Origin of the sequence: Halorubrum depositum (assembly GCF_007671725.1) — an archaeon.
Lineage (GTDB): Archaea > Halobacteriota > Halobacteria > Halobacteriales > Haloferacaceae > Halorubrum > Halorubrum depositum.
Genome location: NZ_VCNM01000002.1, coordinates 83,811 through 98,986, shown reverse-complemented (window position 1 = coordinate 98,986; position 15,176 = coordinate 83,811). Strand labels below are relative to the sequence as shown.

Sequence of the window (15,176 nt, the reverse complement as noted above, 5' to 3'; positions counted from 1 at the left end):
GGGCGCGGCGCCTCGCGCGTCGGGAGTACGGGGCAGACGAGTAAAACGGATCCGGCGGTCGCGGCCCGACCGGTCGGCGTCGTTCCCGCCGTCGATCCCGCTACGACCCGTTCCCGCCGTCACCGGCCCCGCCCTCGACGCCGAGCGCGTCGAACAGCTTCCGACGGACGGCCTCCTCGGTGAGGTGCAGGAGGGTGTCGCGGTTCTCGCCGCTCGCCTCGATGCCGGTGAAGATGCCGAGGGGGATCGAGAGCGAGCCCTGCGTGGAGTGGCCGGCGGCGTCGCCCATCTCGGAGAACGCCTCGTCGAGGACGTTGCCGATGTTCAGGCGGATGTCCTTCGAGCGCGCGGCGAGGTAGATCGTGTCGTCGGCGATCCCGAGGACGGCGGTCGTCGTGATCCCCTCTAAGTTGAGCAGGTGTTGGGCCGCCTGCGCGAGCGCCTCGCGGTCCCGGATGAAGCCGGCCGTCGAGAAGAGGTGGCTCCCCTGCACCTCGCGGTTCTGGATCGCCTCCGCGAGCACGTCCAGCGTCTCCGGGCTCATCGACGGCGACTCCACCTGTTCGAGCGTGTCGTGGTTCGCGAACGGGTGGAGGTACGCGGCCGCCGTCAGGTCCGCCGGCGTCGTGTCCCGCTTGAAGTCGAGCGTCTCGGCGCGGATCCCGTACAGGAGCGCGGTCGCGACCGCCTCGGTCGGCGACTGGTCGAACTCCTGGAGGTACTTCGTGAGGATCGTCGACGTCGAGGAGACGTTGGTCCGCACGTCGACGAACCGGGCGTCGAACGGGACGTCGGCCTCCAGGTGGTCGATGTACACGTCGATCTCGACGTCGAAGCCGAAGCCGTCGTCGGCCGACTTCGCGAGGTCGACCGCGGCGACCGTCTGGTACTCGGAGAGGTCGGGCGCGTCCGATCGCGCCACGAGGTCGATCCCGAGGAGGTTGACGAACGCCCGGTTCTCCTGGTGGCCCACGTCGCCGGAGTAGAGGATGTCGGCCTCGACGCCGAACGCGTCCGCGATCGCCTGGAGCGCGGTCGCCGACGCGATCGAGTCCGGCTCCGGGTTGTCGTGGGTTAAGATCGCCATCCGGCCGCCGCCCTGCTCGATGATCTCCGCGAGCTGGCGGGCCATGTACTCCAGCTCACCGGTCTCGAGCGACTGCAGGGCGCTGTCGGCGATCACCGTCGAGGGGTTGATCACCACGTCGGCGCCGCGCTCGCGGAGCTCGTCCTCGCTGACGGGGTCGGAGGCGCGGACGACGACGTAGTGGTCGCCGCCGACGTCGCGCACCGCCGAAACGGCGGCCTTATTCGCCTCGACGTCGCTGGCGAGGATCAACACAATGTCGCGGTCGTCGAGCTCGTCGACGACGTCGGGCTCGGCGATGTCCTGCACGCGGGCGTTGAGGTCCTGGTCGCGGAGCGCCTCGACGCGGCTCTCGTCGCGGTCGAGGATGAGGACGTCCTTGCCGCGGCTCGTCAGCTCCTCCGCGACCGCGTGTCCGACGCTGCCACAGCCGAGGATCGCGTATCGCGTCCGCGCCGATCCGGATGCCCCACTACTCATTGCACGTGATTTCCGCGGGACGACACTTAACGAGTGCGCTCTCCGCGTGGGACGGTCAAGGCGGGAACACGGGAACGAGACGAGCGGACGGGACGCGTGCCGTCGCGCCGCCTACTGCGCCGCGACGTCCGACGATTCCTCGACCGGTTCCGGATCGGCCGATTCGCGGCCCGCGCGCCGCCGGTTCCGGATGAGTCCGCCGACGAGCATCGCCGCGCCGACGCCGCGAGCGATCAGCTCGTTCGTGACCGAGTAGAGGGCGACGTCGACGCCCGCGAGCCCCAGGGCGGCGCTGGCCGGGAGCAACACCATGCCGGGCACCGACAGCAACACCGCGGCGGCGACGAGCGAGACGCGCGAACCCGAGCGCACGTCCGTGTGGTAGTACCCGATGATCGCGACGCCGAGCGCGTAGACGCCGGCGAACACCGCGAGGATCGGCGCCGCGACCTCCGGCAGGAAGAAGCCGAGGTCCCCAACGTCTGCGCCCGTCAGGATCGACCCCTGTCCGTCGGTCGTGCGGAGGAGGAGGATCCCCGGAGAGAACACGAAGGCGAAGGGGACGAGGATCTTGTTCAGCGACAGCAGGAACGCCTGCTTGCCGGTGTCGAAGGGGTCGGACTTCGCGATCCCGGCCGCGGCGTAGGCGGCGACCATCACCGGGGGCGTCACGTCGGCCATCAGCCCGAGGTAGAGGACGAACAGGTGGACCGCCAGGATCGCGATCCCGAACTCGGGGAGGACCGGCCCCAGCAGCACGACGATGATGATGTACATCACCGTCGTCGGCATCCCCATCCCGACGATCACGGCCGCGAGGCCGGCGAGGATCAACAGGAGGACGAGTGACCCGCCGCTCACGCTGATGATGAGCGCCCGGAGGCTCCCCCCGAGTCCGGTGATGCCGATGACGCCGGGAATGACGCCCGCGGCGGCCACCGCGACGACGACGATGGTCGCGGTCTTCGCGCCGGAGTCCATCGCCTTCAGCACGAACGCCCCGAACTGGCCGGCCCGCGAGCCCGCGATCTCCAGACCGGTCCGCTCGTCGAACCACGTCGCGGCGCCGACCACGTCGTCGTCGAGGTCGAGCAGCGGCGCGTCCCCGCTCGGGTCCGCCAGGAGGAACGCGAGGCTGATCGCGGTGACGACGGTCGGGAGCGCCGCGGCCGCCGCCCCGAGCGCGGCGGTGACTCCGAGATCGACCGGCTCGGCGCCGTACAGCATGCCGACCGGCGTCCGCCCCGCGTAGAACAGCGAGACGGCGAACAGCGCGTAGCCGGCGGCGATGCCGCCGACGAGGTACGTCCCGGTCCGCTCGTTGTAGGCCGCGACCATCGCGATGAGCGCCACGGTCGCGACGATCGTGAGCCATCCGGCACGCCCCACCGAGAGCCGGGCGATCACGAGGTAGTGGAGGAGGAGCGCGAGCGGGACGAGGTAGAACCACCCGCGACGCATGTGCGGGCCCATGTCCAGCAGCTCGGACCGCTCCAGTCCGCCGATCCCGCGCTTGGCGGCCTCGAAGTGTACCATCACCCACATGCCGAAGAAGAAGGCGATGGCGGGCAGCGTCGCGGCGATGACGACGTCGCGGAACGGCGTCCCGGTGTACTCGACGATGAGGAACGCGGCCGCGCCCATCACCGGCGGCAGGATCTGACCGCCGGAGGAGACCGACGACTCGACGGCGCCGGAGAACTCCGGCGAGTAGCCGGAGCGTTTCATCAGGGGGATCGTCAGCGCGCCCGTCGTCACGGTGTTCGCGACCGACGACCCGGAGAGCATCCCCATGAAGCCGGAGGCAACGACGCTCGCCTTGGCCGGGCCGCCCTTGCGCGTGCCCGTGATCGAGTACGCCAGGTCGATGAACCACTTCCCGGCCCCGGACATCTCCAGGAACGCGCCGAACAGGATGAAAATGTAGATGAACCGAACGGAGACGCCCACCGGGACGCCCAAGATTCCCTCGACCGTGTACCAGAGGTTCTGGACGATCTGGTTCCAGCGGAGCTGCGAGGTGGCGAACGTCCGCGCCACCGGCAGGTCCCGCGGGAGCAGGTAGCCGTACTTGGCGTACAGCAGGAAGAGGCTCACGAGCAGCGTGAGCAGCAGGCCGAGCGCCCGCCGCGTCGCCTCCAACACCAGGAGGATCGCGAGCACGCCCATCAGATACGCGAGGCTGTAGTCGGCGAGAAAGCCGAGCTCCAGCGCCGCGAGCCGCGGAACGACCTCGCCGAGCGTCCCCGCGCCCCCGAGTCCCCGCACGCGGATGACGTCCGTGATCTCGTCGTACTGCGTGACGTAGTAGATCGTCGGGAACGTCGAGAGGAGGATTAACACGAGGTCCGACGGGGTGATCCGCGTCGACTCCTCGTCGACGAAGGCCCACCAGACGGCCCCGCGGACCGCCTCTGCGACCCGAGTCACCGGCGAGTCGCCGACGCGGTTTCGGACCGCCGCCGGAAGCGCCCCGATCCGACGAGTGACTGCACCGGATCCCATCGATCCGGGGAACAGGAGAAACGCCATCACCAGCGCGAAGTTCACGTGGATCGCCCGGATCTGCAGCGAGGCGAGCGAGGCGATCTCGACGACGCCGAATCCGGGAATCGTGAACTCGAAGACGAACCCGCGCGCGCCCAGCCACAGCTGGAACGACGAGAAGAGGATCCCGACGACCGCCACGGCGATCAACGGGATCCCCGTCAGCGACCGCCGGTTGTCGATCTCCTCGAAGACTTGGTCCGCCTCGTCGCTCTCATCCGGATCCGGTTCGACCGCGTCAGATGTGTTCGTCGTCACAGTTGTGGTGTCCTCCGGTGTGTGTCGCGTCCGCCGCGCCGTGCGTCCGCCGCGCGGCAAGGGGTCGCCCTCGCGACCCGTTTCAGCGTCGTTCGACAGTCAGTTCGACCGCGCCGTCGTCGCTCATGGCCGCGATGTCGTACCGCTCGCCGCCGACGATCAGGTCGTGGTCGGCGACCGCTCCCGTCTTGAGATGAAGCGTTTCGTACGTCGTCGACGGCGGGTCGTACACGTACCGCCCGTCGCGCTCCGTCACGTCGGCCTGCGACGGGAGCCCGGCGCCGAACGAACTGAACTCCATCCGCGTCATGACGAGCCCGTCGTCCGACGCGACGTACACGTCGCGAACGAGCGTCTTCTCCACGCTGTGGGTGTACTCGATCACAATCTCAGTCTCGTCGCCGACGGGGGTGGCGAGCAGTTCCGCGCCGTCGTCGTCGGTCACGACCAGGGTCCGTTCCCCGGTTACGGGGTCGGCGCCGCCGAGGGCGACGCCGGCGAGGATCGCGAGCAGTGCGAGGACCGCGGCGCCCGCGACGAGGAGCGACCCGCCGCCGATCGCCGTCGCCCGCGATCCGAGAGTCACGCTACTCGAAGTAGCGGGCCGCGCCCTCGTGCAGTTCGATCGACATGCCGTCCTGCGCCGAGTCGACGGAGATGAAGTCCGTCTTGATCGACAGCTGGTCGAGGTTCTCGAAGATGGCCTCGGTGACCGCCTCGACGGTGTCCGCGGAGAACTCCGAGCGGGTCGCGATCATCGCCTGGACGGAGACGGTGTCGACGTCCTCGTCGATGCCCTCGTAGGTGCCGGCGGGGATGGTGTCGTCTGCGAACCAGGAGGCGTCGTCACGGGCCGCCTGTCGCTCCTCGTCGGACATGTTGAGGATCTGTACGTCGGTCGTCGTCGCGAGCTCCTCGACCGCGCCGACGGGCCAGCCGCCGACGACGAACGCGGCGTCGACGTCGCCGTCGCGGAGCTGGTTGGCCGCCTGCGTGAAGTCGGTGTTCTGCTCGTCGAAGTCGTCGGTGGTGAGCCCGCCCGCCGACTCGAGGATCTGGAGCGCGTTCACCTGCGTCCCGCTGCCGAGGTCGCCGGTGTTGACGCGCATCCCCTCCAGGTCGGAGAGCGAGCTGACGTCGGCGTCGGGGTTGAGCAGGACGTGGATGGTCTCCGGGTACAGCGTCGCGACGCCGCGGAGGTTCTCCACCGGGGAGCCGTCGAACGCGTCGAGCCCCTCGCCGTTGCGGGCGAAGTAGGCGATGTCGTTCTGGATCAGCGCGAAGTCGGCGTCGCCGTTGCCGAGGCTGCCGACGTTCTCGACGGACGCGCCCGTCGAGGAGACCTCGACCGGGAAGTCGGTCTGGTCTTCGATGACCCCCTCGAACTCGCCGGACAGCGGGAAGTACGTCCCGCCGGTGCCGCCGGCGTGCCAGCGGATGACGTCGCCGCCGTCGCTCCCGTCACTGCCGTCGCTTCCATCGCCGCCGTCGCCGCCGTCGCCGCCGTCGCCGGAACAGCCGGCGATTCCCACGACGCCCGCCGCGGCCGCGCCTCGGAGGAGTGTCCGCCGGTCGATCCGGTCGTCGGTTTGATTGTCTAACATACGACAGTTGATACACAACAGGAGTTGATAACGGTTTCCCATGAGACCGTCGTGGTCGCACGTGACCGCCGCTCGGTCCCGTCGGTTCGCGGTGTGACCGACGTCTCGGGCGGCGTCGAATGAAAAGGCCTTTTACCTCGTCAGGGGTAGAATTCGGTGAGGGCCGGTAGCTCAGTTAGGGAGAGCGACGGACTCTTAATCCGTCGGTCGCGTGTTCAAATCGCGCCCGGCCCGCTTCTTCACCGAACGATTCCGAGTCGCGCGGATCGCATGACGGCACCCTGACCGATTCAGGTCCGTCGCATTTGCGGGTGGATTTCGTTCGGTGACCGAACGGTGCCCCCTCACGTGTGACATCTACGGTCATAGCCCGCTCCCACTTCGGTGTAACGTTGTTTCAGATTCAACATACTGCGTAGGGGACCACTCGGTGATTTTGAACCGACGACGATCGGTCTGATCCCGGTTTCTATTCGACTGTGACAGTCGGCGACTAGTTGTGAGTCTCTGTTGAAACCCTCGGTAGACGGTGTATTCTACCGCGGTCGCGTTCCTTGAGCTCGGTCGAGCAATGGTCGATAACGTTTTATAGTGATCATCTGTTCCACGCCATGTGCCACCGATACGCCCGCTCAATGATATCACTGTTGTCGAACTCGGCCAGGTTGTCGCAGGCCCCTTTGCGACGATGACGCTCGGCGATCTCGGTGCCGAGGTGATCAAGATCGAACCGCCGGGACGCGGTGATCTTGCCCGGAGCGTCGAGCCGGCACCGGAGTATTTCGATACCGTCAATCGCAACAAGCGAAGCGTCGCCCTCGATCTCAAATCCGAGTCGGGACAGGCCGTCGCGCTCGATTTGCTGGCGGAGGCGGACGCATTCGTTGAAAACACCAAGCCGGGGCGTATCGACACGTTCGGGCTCGATCTCGAGTCGGTACGTGCGGTCAACCCCGAAATCGTCTACTGCACCATCACTGGGTTCGGCGCGGAGAGCCCATACGAGAACGTTCCGGCCTTCGATATGATCATCCAAGCGATGAGCGGGATCATGGCGCTGACCGGACGCGAGGGCGAAGCGCCCCTGTGGTCGGGGCTCCCGAGCGGCGACCTCGCGGCGTCGATGTACGCAATTCAGAGCGTTATCGCGGCCCTCTACGCACGGGAGGCCGGCGAGATCGACGGCGAGTACGTCGAAGTGCCGATGCTCGACGCGGCGATCTCCTGGTTATGCTCACGGGCGGCGTACACCTTTCGCCACGACGAGCCCCGCCCCCGAACGGAGCGACATACCGGAATGGCGCCGTTTGGCCCCTTCGAGTGTGCCGACGGGCGGATCGTCGTCGCCGCGGGCACCGACCCGCTCTGGCAGGAGCTCTGTACAGTGATCGATCGCCCCGACCTCGCGGCGGACGACCGCTTCGGATCGATCGCCGATCGGCTTGAGAGCCGCCCGGCGCTGATCGACGAACTCGACGCGACGTTCGCCGAGGCGTCCCGCGAGCGGTGGCTCGATCGACTCCATGATCGACAGGTTCCCGCTGCACCGATCTACGATACGAAGGAGGTCTGGGAGGACGAACACGTCCTACAGCGGGGACTGCGAACGGCCATGTCTCGGACTGACGCTCCCGACGCCGACGTTATCGCCTCGCCCGCGCGCTTCGAGCGACTCACTTCGGATTGTCGCGACCCACCGCCGGAGCTCGGCGGCGACACCGACGCTGTCCTGACCGATCTCGGATACGACGAAGCGGCGATCGACCGCCTCCGGTCCGAGGGGGCTGTCGAGTGACCGCCGGCGAGGAACGAGCGGTGGCGCGTCGTGTTACGGCTTCTCCGTTTCGTTCATCCACTTGATGGCCGCTCCTACCCCTTCCTCCTCGCGGATCTCGAAGAATTTCCGTCCGGGACCGGTCTGGTGGGAAAGCGTCGCGAGGTAACCGCTGTTTCTGACCGCCGGTCGGTACCCCTGCGTCTCGACCACGTCGTTGAGCATGTGCTTCGTGATTTGGACGGTCGCTCCGGGCGTCTTCTTTATCGCCTCGACCTCGGCCAGCGCCTCGTCCATCAGTTCGTCGTGCGGGACCGTTCGGTTCACCATCCCGATGCGTTCGGCCTCCTCGGCGTCGATCGTCTTGCCGGTGTACATCAGCTCACGGGCGTGCTTGATTCCGATGACGAAGGGATAGATCAGGGACAGCGACAACCCGCCCATCCGGACGCCCGGGTAGCCGAACGTCGCCCGATCGCTCCCGATCGTGAGGTCGCAGGTCAACGCCAGATCGCTCCCCCCGGCGAGCGCCGCACCGTTGACGGCCGCGATTACCGGAACCGTGAGTTCGTGGATCGTCGTGAAGAGCGGCAGGATCCGCTGTTGGCGCTCCAGGCCGTCCTCGACGGTCGGCACGCCTTCCTCGTTTGTACCGCCGGATTCCGAGAGGTCGTATCCGGAGGAGAAGGCGTCGCCGTTGCCCGTGATCACGACCGCTCGAACCCCGTCGGCCTCCTCGGCGGCCTCCACCGCGTCCGCGAGTTCGACGACCAAGGCCTCACTCAGCGCGTTTTTCTTTTCCGGGCGGTTCAGACGGAGTATCGCCGCGCCGTCGGTGATCTCGTATTCGACGAGCCTGTCATCGGACATTCCCGGAAGATCGCTGGGTCACCTAATCAAAACAGCGGTGTCTGTTACGCTTACGGGGTTCGCCATCACGGCCGTCGGTGAGCCGCCCGTCCGGACGGCGGGAGGCCTCACCGGCGGTCCGAGCGACTCCGGTCACTCCAAGAACCGCGACTCGACATCTCCGGACGGCATCATGCACCGGTCCTTCTTACCGAACCACCGGTATCGGTGGTCGGCGACGAAGTCGTAGATCCGGTCGCGGAGCGATCGGGGAACGTACCGGAACGGCGAGAGGAGCCGATACGCACCGCCCAACCCCGTCGCGATCTGGATGATCGCCGACGACTTCACGTAGCTCTCTCCGTCTTCGATCAGGACGACCGACTCGAGTTCGTCGCTCGGGAGGTCGTGTTCGGCAAGCAGCGCCTGCCCGACGTCGGACTGGAGGGAGGCGAAGCGGTACTTCGCCTCGTCGTCGCGGGGGAGGATGAACTGCACGAATCCGCTACAGAGGTTACAGACGCCGTCGAAGAGGACGATCGCGTCGGCGTCCGGGGGCTCTGCGGCCATGGCGACAACGTACGCGGCCGCCCCAGTTCACGCTTCCGATCGACGGGAGCCCGGACGGCGCTCCCGTCCGTGGGTATCCCGACGAGGGTGAAATGAACGTTTCAATTTACAACAAGCTTATGCCGACTGAACTGAGATTCCTCCTGAACTCTCCGCTACGAAATTATGGAACGAACGCCCTCCACCGACACCGCTCGGTCGCGACTCTCGAACGCCCTCAGTCGGCTCTCCGCGGCGCTCGCCGCGCGCGTCGCGGTCGACCTGCGCGCGCTCGCCGCCTTCCGGATCGGGCTCGGGGCGCTGTTGCTCGCCGACCTCGCCCGGCGCTCGCGGTGGCTGACCGCCTTCTACACGGACTACGGCGTGCTCCCCCGACGAGCGCTCTTCGCGGACTACTCGACGACCCCGTTGCCGCACACGCTCTCGGGCGAGCCGTGGGCCGCGGCGTTGCTGTTCGCCGTCGCCGGCGCGTTCGCCCTCGCGCTGCTCGTCGGGTACCGAACGCGACTCATGGCGGTCGTCTCGTGGCTGCTGCTGCTCTCGCTGCACGCCCGGAACCCGATGGTGTTGAACGCGGGCGACAGCCTGCTGCGCATGCTGCTCTTCTGGAGCGTCTTCCTCCCGCTCGGCGCGCGCTGGTCGGTCGACGCCGCCCGGCGGGCGGACGCGCGGGTCGGTACGGGATCGGACGCCGATTCCGCGGCGGAAAGCGGCGTCGGGCCTCGGGCGGAGAGCGACGCCGGGTCCGAGACGCCGGGTCCGAGCGGTCCCGCCGTGGCGAGCGTCGCCACGATGGCGGTCCTGCTGCAGATGCTACTGATGTACGTGACGAACGCCGTCCACAAGCGGGAGGGCGACCTCTGGATGAGCGGCGAGGCCGTCGCGTACGTCATGCAGGCCGACCACTTCACCTATCTGCTCGGCAACCACGTCGCCGATTTCCCCGGCCTGCTGCGCGCGCTCACGTTTCTGTGGATCGGGCTGCTGTTCGCGTCGCCGCTGCTGCTCCTGCTCACCGGGATTCCGCGCGCTGCGATCGCCTCGCTGTTCGTCGGGATGCACCTCGGGATGGCGGTCACGATGCGGATCGACCTGTTTCCGATCGTCGTCGTCGTCGGCTTCATTCCGTTCTTCCAGACGCCCGCGTGGGACGCCGCCGAGCGCGCGGTCGACCGTCTGGGGTGGTCGAAACCGCTCGTGCGCTGGCGCTCCCGCCTCGAATCCCGGGCGAGAGACGTTCCGTCGCTTCCCCGACGCCCGTCGCTCCCTCGACGCGGATCGTTCGCCCGCCCGACCGCGCCGGAGCCCCTCGACGGCCTTCGCAGCGCGGACCTCACCGCGGGCCTCGCCCGCGGACGCGTCCTCTTCTCGACGGTCCTCCCGTACGTCTTCCTCGTGTTGATCCTCCTCTCGGGCGCGCAGGCGGTCGACTACGCCGAGGTCCCCGACCCCGGCGAGGACGTCTTGGACGCCGTCGAGATGGACCAGTCGTGGCGGATGTTCGCGCCCGACCCCACCCACACGACGCGGTGGTTCGTCGCGCCCGGGACCCTCGAGAACGGAACCGAACGGGACGTGCTCAGAGACGCGACGGTCGATTTCGACCGCCCGGCGCGCGCGGAGGCCACCTATCCGACCTCGCGCTGGCGGAAGTACCTCACGAACGTCTACTCCGCCGACAACGAGAACCACCGCTCGTACCTCGCGAACCACCTCTGTGAGGAGTGGAACCGGACCCACGAGACGGGCGTCGAGAACGTGACCGTCTACCAGCTGTACGAGCGGACCGACCCCTACAACGGAACCGTCGAGGCCGGGGGCAGGGTCGAGCTGATCGAGTACGACTGCTCGGGCGAGTTCGTCCAGAACGAGTGAGGTCGGACCGTCTGGACGGGCGCGGAGGCGATCGCTCGCGTCCGCTGACCATTGGTAATCCCCCACGTCACGCGATTGGCGGCCAGAGAGGGCGCTGCGATGCTAGTACTGATAATTGGGATTGTAGATTTTTATTCTTCACCGCAGTTGCCCGGGTATGGAGCCCCGAACGGAATCGGTTCGGACGGTCGTTCACGTCGGCCCCGCCGTGGACCGGGTCCGGGAAGCGGCCGCGAAATCGACGATCGTAGACGGACCGGACCGCGTCGTCACTGTCGATCCCGAGGCCATCGAAGACGCCTCGGCGGTCCCGGCCGACGTACGGCTGATCGTCTGCGAGTTGACCCCGGCGTCGGGCGTCGATCCCCTCGTCGCGATCTGCGAGGAGTTTCCCAACGTCCCGTCGCTCGCGATCACCGGCGACGACACCGCTGTCGACGACGCGCTCGCGGCCGGGGCGACCGACGTGCTGGTCCGCCGGGACGGCGTCGACGAACCGACGCTGCTCGCTCGACGGATGGACACAGTCTCGACCACGCCGACGCGGCCGCCGCTAGCCGCCGAACCGACCGAACGTCTCCTCGACACGATCGACGACGCGTTCTACACGCTCGACACGGACGGCGCGCTCATGCGGTGGAACGACCGCCTCCGAGAGATCACGGGATACGGCGACCGCGAGTTGGAGCGGAAGAACGCGCTGGAGCTCTTCGCCGGCACCGACAGAGACCGGATCGGAGACGCCATCGAGACCGTGTTGGAGACCGGTACGGCCGCCGTCGAGGCGGAGCTGATCGCGAAGGACGGCACGGCGACTCCGATAGAGTTTACCGGCGCCATCGTGACCGACGCCGACGGGACGCCGCGGGGCATCGTCGGCATCGGTCGGGACGTGACCGATCGCCGGGAACGCGAGGACCAGCTGTTGCGGCTCCGACAGGCCGTCGAGACTGTCGTCGACAGCGCGCCCCTGACGCTTTTCGAGGTCGAGCCCGACGGGACGGTCTCGACGGTCCGTGGCGAGACCCTGTCGCGGCGGCTCCGCCATCGGGTCTCACCCGGAGACGACGTGGCGGAGGTCTTCGGCGACCAACCGCGGATCCGCCGCGCGGTCGACGCCGCGTTCGCGGGCGAGTCCAGCCACGATCTCGTCGAACTGCCCGACGCGACGCTCGAAACGTGGCTCCAGCCGTCACTGGACGAGACCGGCGCCGTCAGTCGCGTGATCGGCATGACCCTCGACGTGACGGAGCGGGAGGAACGAGCCGGCATGCTCGATCAGATCCAAGCGAACGCCGGCGAGGTCATCTGGATGACCTCTCCGAGCAAGGAATCGATTGACTTCGTCACCGATTCCTACGAGACCGTCTGGGGGCGCTCGCCCGAGACGCTCGTCGAGGACGCCACGTCGTTCGTGCAGGCGATCCATCCCGACGACCGCGAGCGGGTCGAGACGGCGTTGGCCGAACAGTGCGAGGACCCGGACGCGTACGAGGAGACGTATCGGGTGACCCGACCGGACGGCGAGGTCCGGTGGGTCCACGACCAGTCGTCGGGCGTCTACGAGGACGGTGATCTGTCGCGTATCGTCGGCATCGCGACGGACATCACGGTCCGGAAACGCCGCGAGCGGGAGCTCCGGTTGAAAAACCGCGCCATCGAGACCGCGCCGGTCGGGATCGCGATACACGAGGTGACCGGATCGAAGGGCCCGATAACGTACGTGAACGAGGCGTTCAACGCGACGACGGGACACGATCACGACTCGATCGCCGGCGAGAGCCTCTCGGTGCTCGTGGGCGGCGGGACGGACGGCGATCGCATACGGGAGCTTGAGACGGCGCTCGAGGCGGGCGAACACCGGTCGGTGACCGCCGTGCTCCACCGCGCGGACGGGACCCCCTTCTGAGGCCGGGTCGCCGTCGCTCCCGTCGTCGAGACGGACGGCGACGTGACGCACGCGGTCACGTTCATCCGGGACGTGACGGAGTCGAAGGAGCACGAGCAGTCGGTCGAACGGCACCTGTCGGAGTTCGGCGAAGTGCTCTCGGAGGATCTCGGAGTCCCGTTGCGGGAGGCGAAGAGACACCTAGACGCGGCGGTCGACGACGGAACGGACGAGGAGCTCCGACGGGCGACGCGGTCGATCGAGACCGCGATCTCGCTCGTCGACGACCTCGCGACCGTCCACTCGTTCTCGGTCGAACCGCGACACCTCTCGGAGTCGATGCAGGGGTCGGCGCCGGGGTCCACCGCGGGGGACGAGTGAGATGAACGACAGCCGAGGTCGCTCGGCCGCTCGATCGCCGGCCGGTCGGTGATCCCCGTGAGGCTCCCGGCACCGGCGATCGTCGTCTGCGAATCGAACAGGACGAGAGCGGACCTCTACGGTCTCTGGCTCGACGACCGCGAGGTCCGACAGGCGCTGACGCGGTCGCAGTTCGTCGAGACGTTCGACGCCGATACCGCGGTCGTCGTGTTGGAGCACTCGTTCGGCGACGAGGGGGCGGATCCGATACTCGAGCGAGTCGGAACACAGGCGCCTCACTGCCGCGTGGTCGGGATCCGAGACCGGTCGAATGCGACGCCGGAACCGGGGTACGACCGCGAGATCGAACGACCGGTGTTCGAGGCGGAGCTCACCGAGTCCGTCGAGGCGCTGTTCAACCGCGCGAACTATCACGTACTGCTCGGCCTGTACTACAGGACCACGGTCATGATCTCGACGTACGAGTGGCGGGCCGACGGCGACCTGTCGGACGACGAGCGGTACGGGCGGCTCCTAAACCGGGCCGATCGCATCCAGAACTACTTGAACGGGCTCCGGCCGCGGATGAGCGACGAGGACGTCCGCGCCGTCGCGCGGGGGATCACGATCGCCGGCGTCGACGCCGTCGACGCCGTCGACGCTGACGCGACGATCGAGAGCAAGTACCGGCCCGACGACTGCTCGCGGTGCGGACAGGACTGGAACAAACCGATAGACGGCGGCGATTCGGCCGCGCGACTGGCAGCGTACGTATGGCGCTGCGTCAACTGCGGGCACGTCGACATGCGCGCGGACCCGAACCACCAGCACGTCAGCTCGTTCAGACGCTGAACCGGGAGAGGCGGCCGATCCGACGGTCTGCGGCCCGACGAACGACCATCGAGTTCACCGCGACGCGATCTTTTATCAGCGATGTCGCCGACAGCGTACCCATGGTGACACTCGACGACGCGACGGTGCTGGTGACCGGCGCGAGCTCCGGAATCGGCGAGGCGACGGCACACGCGTTGGCGGCGCGGGGCGCGGACGTCGCCCTGCTGGCCCGCCGACGCGAGGCGCTGGAGTCGCTGGCGACGGATCTTGAGGCCGACCACGGCGGCAGCGCGCTGGTCGTGGACGGCGACGTGCGCGAGCGAGCGACGAGCGAGGCCGCGGTCGAGGCGGTCGTCGACCGGTTCGGCGGGCTCGACGCCGTCGTCTCCAACGCGGGGATCGGCCGCGGCAGCGACGTGGCGACGATGACCGACGAGGAGTACTTCGCCATGCAGGAGACGAACGTCGACGGGACCTTCTTCCTCGCGCGGGAGGCGATCCCGCATCTGAAGGAGAGCCAGGGGACGCTCGTCGTGGTCGGGAGCTTCGCGGGCCAGTACCCCCGCTCGTTCAACCCGGTGTACGCCGCGACGAAGTGGTGGGTTCGGGGCTTCGCGCACAGCGTCGCGGCGCAGGTCGGCGAGGACGGGGTCGCCGTCTCCGTCGTCAACCCCTCCGAGGTCCGCACGGAGTTCGGCAGCGAGGACGGCGAGCCGTTCGAGGAGCGGTTCGAGCCCGGGACGGTGACCGAGCCAGAGGAGGTCGCCGAGGCGATCGCCTTCGCGGTCACCCGCGAGGGGTCGTCCGCACAGGAGATCGACCTCTTCCGCCGGGACAAGTTCGGCGACACGCTGTCGTAGGGGGACGCGAACGCCGACGGCGGCGGTCGGAGCCTCACTCGTCGACGGCGACGATCCGATTCATTCGTCGTCGGCGTCGATCGGCGCGCCGCACTCCGGACAGACGTCGTCGGCCCGCGTGACGGCGAGGTCGCACTCGGAGCAGAACCGACGGTCACAGGCGGGGTCGCCCATGCCCGAGAGACGTCGC

General features: G+C 68.1%; 12 protein-coding genes and 1 tRNA gene. 7 read left to right on the top strand and 6 right to left on the bottom strand.

All coding sequences use genetic code 11. The annotated features are described in order from the left end of the window. Positions 1-100: 100 nt before the first annotated feature. From FGM06_RS08005 to FGM06_RS07990, 4 genes are all read right to left on the bottom strand, one after another. Positions 101-1,567, bottom strand: a complete 1,467-nt coding sequence (locus FGM06_RS08005) for a DHH family phosphoesterase (protein ID WP_144798634.1) — start codon at positions 1,565-1,567, stop codon at positions 101-103. A gap of 111 nt (positions 1,568-1,678) precedes the next feature. Next, on the bottom strand, positions 1,679-4,372 hold the full coding sequence (locus FGM06_RS08000; protein ID WP_144798632.1) for a TRAP transporter permease: 2,694 nt from the start codon (positions 4,370-4,372) through the stop codon (positions 1,679-1,681). Between the two features lie 82 nt (positions 4,373-4,454). Then, entirely contained in the window at positions 4,455-4,958 is a 504-nt protein-coding gene (locus FGM06_RS07995; RefSeq protein ID WP_144798631.1) for a DUF1850 domain-containing protein, read from the bottom strand. 1 nt (position 4,959) lies between these two features. Beyond that, positions 4,960-5,976, bottom strand: coding sequence for a TAXI family TRAP transporter solute-binding subunit (locus FGM06_RS07990; RefSeq protein ID WP_144798630.1), 1,017 nt, complete (start codon positions 5,974-5,976; stop codon positions 4,960-4,962). A 160-nt stretch (positions 5,977-6,136) separates the two neighbouring features. Between FGM06_RS07990 and FGM06_RS07985 the strand changes: the two genes are divergently transcribed. Continuing rightward, positions 6,137-6,210: transfer RNA gene (locus tag FGM06_RS07985), tRNA-Lys, on the top strand. A gap of 379 nt (positions 6,211-6,589) precedes the next feature. Then, positions 6,590-7,771: a CaiB/BaiF CoA transferase family protein gene (locus FGM06_RS07980; protein WP_144798629.1), complete on the top strand. Its 1,182-nt coding sequence runs from the start codon at positions 6,590-6,592 to the stop codon at positions 7,769-7,771. A 33-nt stretch (positions 7,772-7,804) separates the two neighbouring features. Here the strand turns inward: FGM06_RS07980 and FGM06_RS07975 are convergent, their stop codons facing one another. Together FGM06_RS07975 and FGM06_RS07970 are read right to left on the bottom strand one after the other, a co-directional pair. Continuing rightward, positions 7,805-8,620 carry an enoyl-CoA hydratase/isomerase family protein gene (locus FGM06_RS07975; protein WP_144798628.1) on the bottom strand — a complete coding sequence of 272 codons (816 nt, stop codon included), beginning with the start codon at positions 8,618-8,620 and terminating at the stop codon, positions 7,805-7,807. 132 nt (positions 8,621-8,752) lie between these two features. After that, a complete protein-coding gene (locus FGM06_RS07970; protein WP_144798627.1) occupies positions 8,753-9,169 on the bottom strand; it encodes a thiol-disulfide oxidoreductase DCC family protein in 417 nt (138 codons plus the stop codon). Positions 9,170-9,334: 165 nt separating this feature from the next. On the opposite strand from FGM06_RS07970, the gene FGM06_RS07965 reads away from it, so the two are divergent. From FGM06_RS07965 to FGM06_RS07950, 5 genes are all read left to right on the top strand, one after another. Next, positions 9,335-11,044: an HTTM domain-containing protein gene (locus FGM06_RS07965; RefSeq protein WP_144798626.1), complete on the top strand. Its 1,710-nt coding sequence runs from the start codon at positions 9,335-9,337 to the stop codon at positions 11,042-11,044. Positions 11,045-11,201: 157 nt separating this feature from the next. Further along, the gene (locus tag FGM06_RS07960; protein ID WP_241662552.1) at positions 11,202-12,953 is read left to right on the top strand and encodes a PAS domain S-box protein; all 1,752 of its coding nucleotides are present in this window, start codon (positions 11,202-11,204) and stop codon (positions 12,951-12,953) included. Between the two features lie 42 nt (positions 12,954-12,995). Beyond that, positions 12,996-13,313, top strand: a complete 318-nt coding sequence (locus FGM06_RS16255) for a hypothetical protein (protein ID WP_241662551.1) — start codon at positions 12,996-12,998, stop codon at positions 13,311-13,313. A 57-nt stretch (positions 13,314-13,370) separates the two neighbouring features. Next, positions 13,371-14,144 carry a response regulator receiver protein gene (locus FGM06_RS07955; protein ID WP_241662550.1) on the top strand — a complete coding sequence of 258 codons (774 nt, stop codon included), beginning with the start codon at positions 13,371-13,373 and terminating at the stop codon, positions 14,142-14,144. A 101-nt stretch (positions 14,145-14,245) separates the two neighbouring features. Next, positions 14,246-14,986: an SDR family oxidoreductase gene (locus tag FGM06_RS07950; protein WP_144798624.1), complete on the top strand. Its 741-nt coding sequence runs from the start codon at positions 14,246-14,248 to the stop codon at positions 14,984-14,986. Positions 14,987-15,176: the final 190 nt, after the last annotated feature.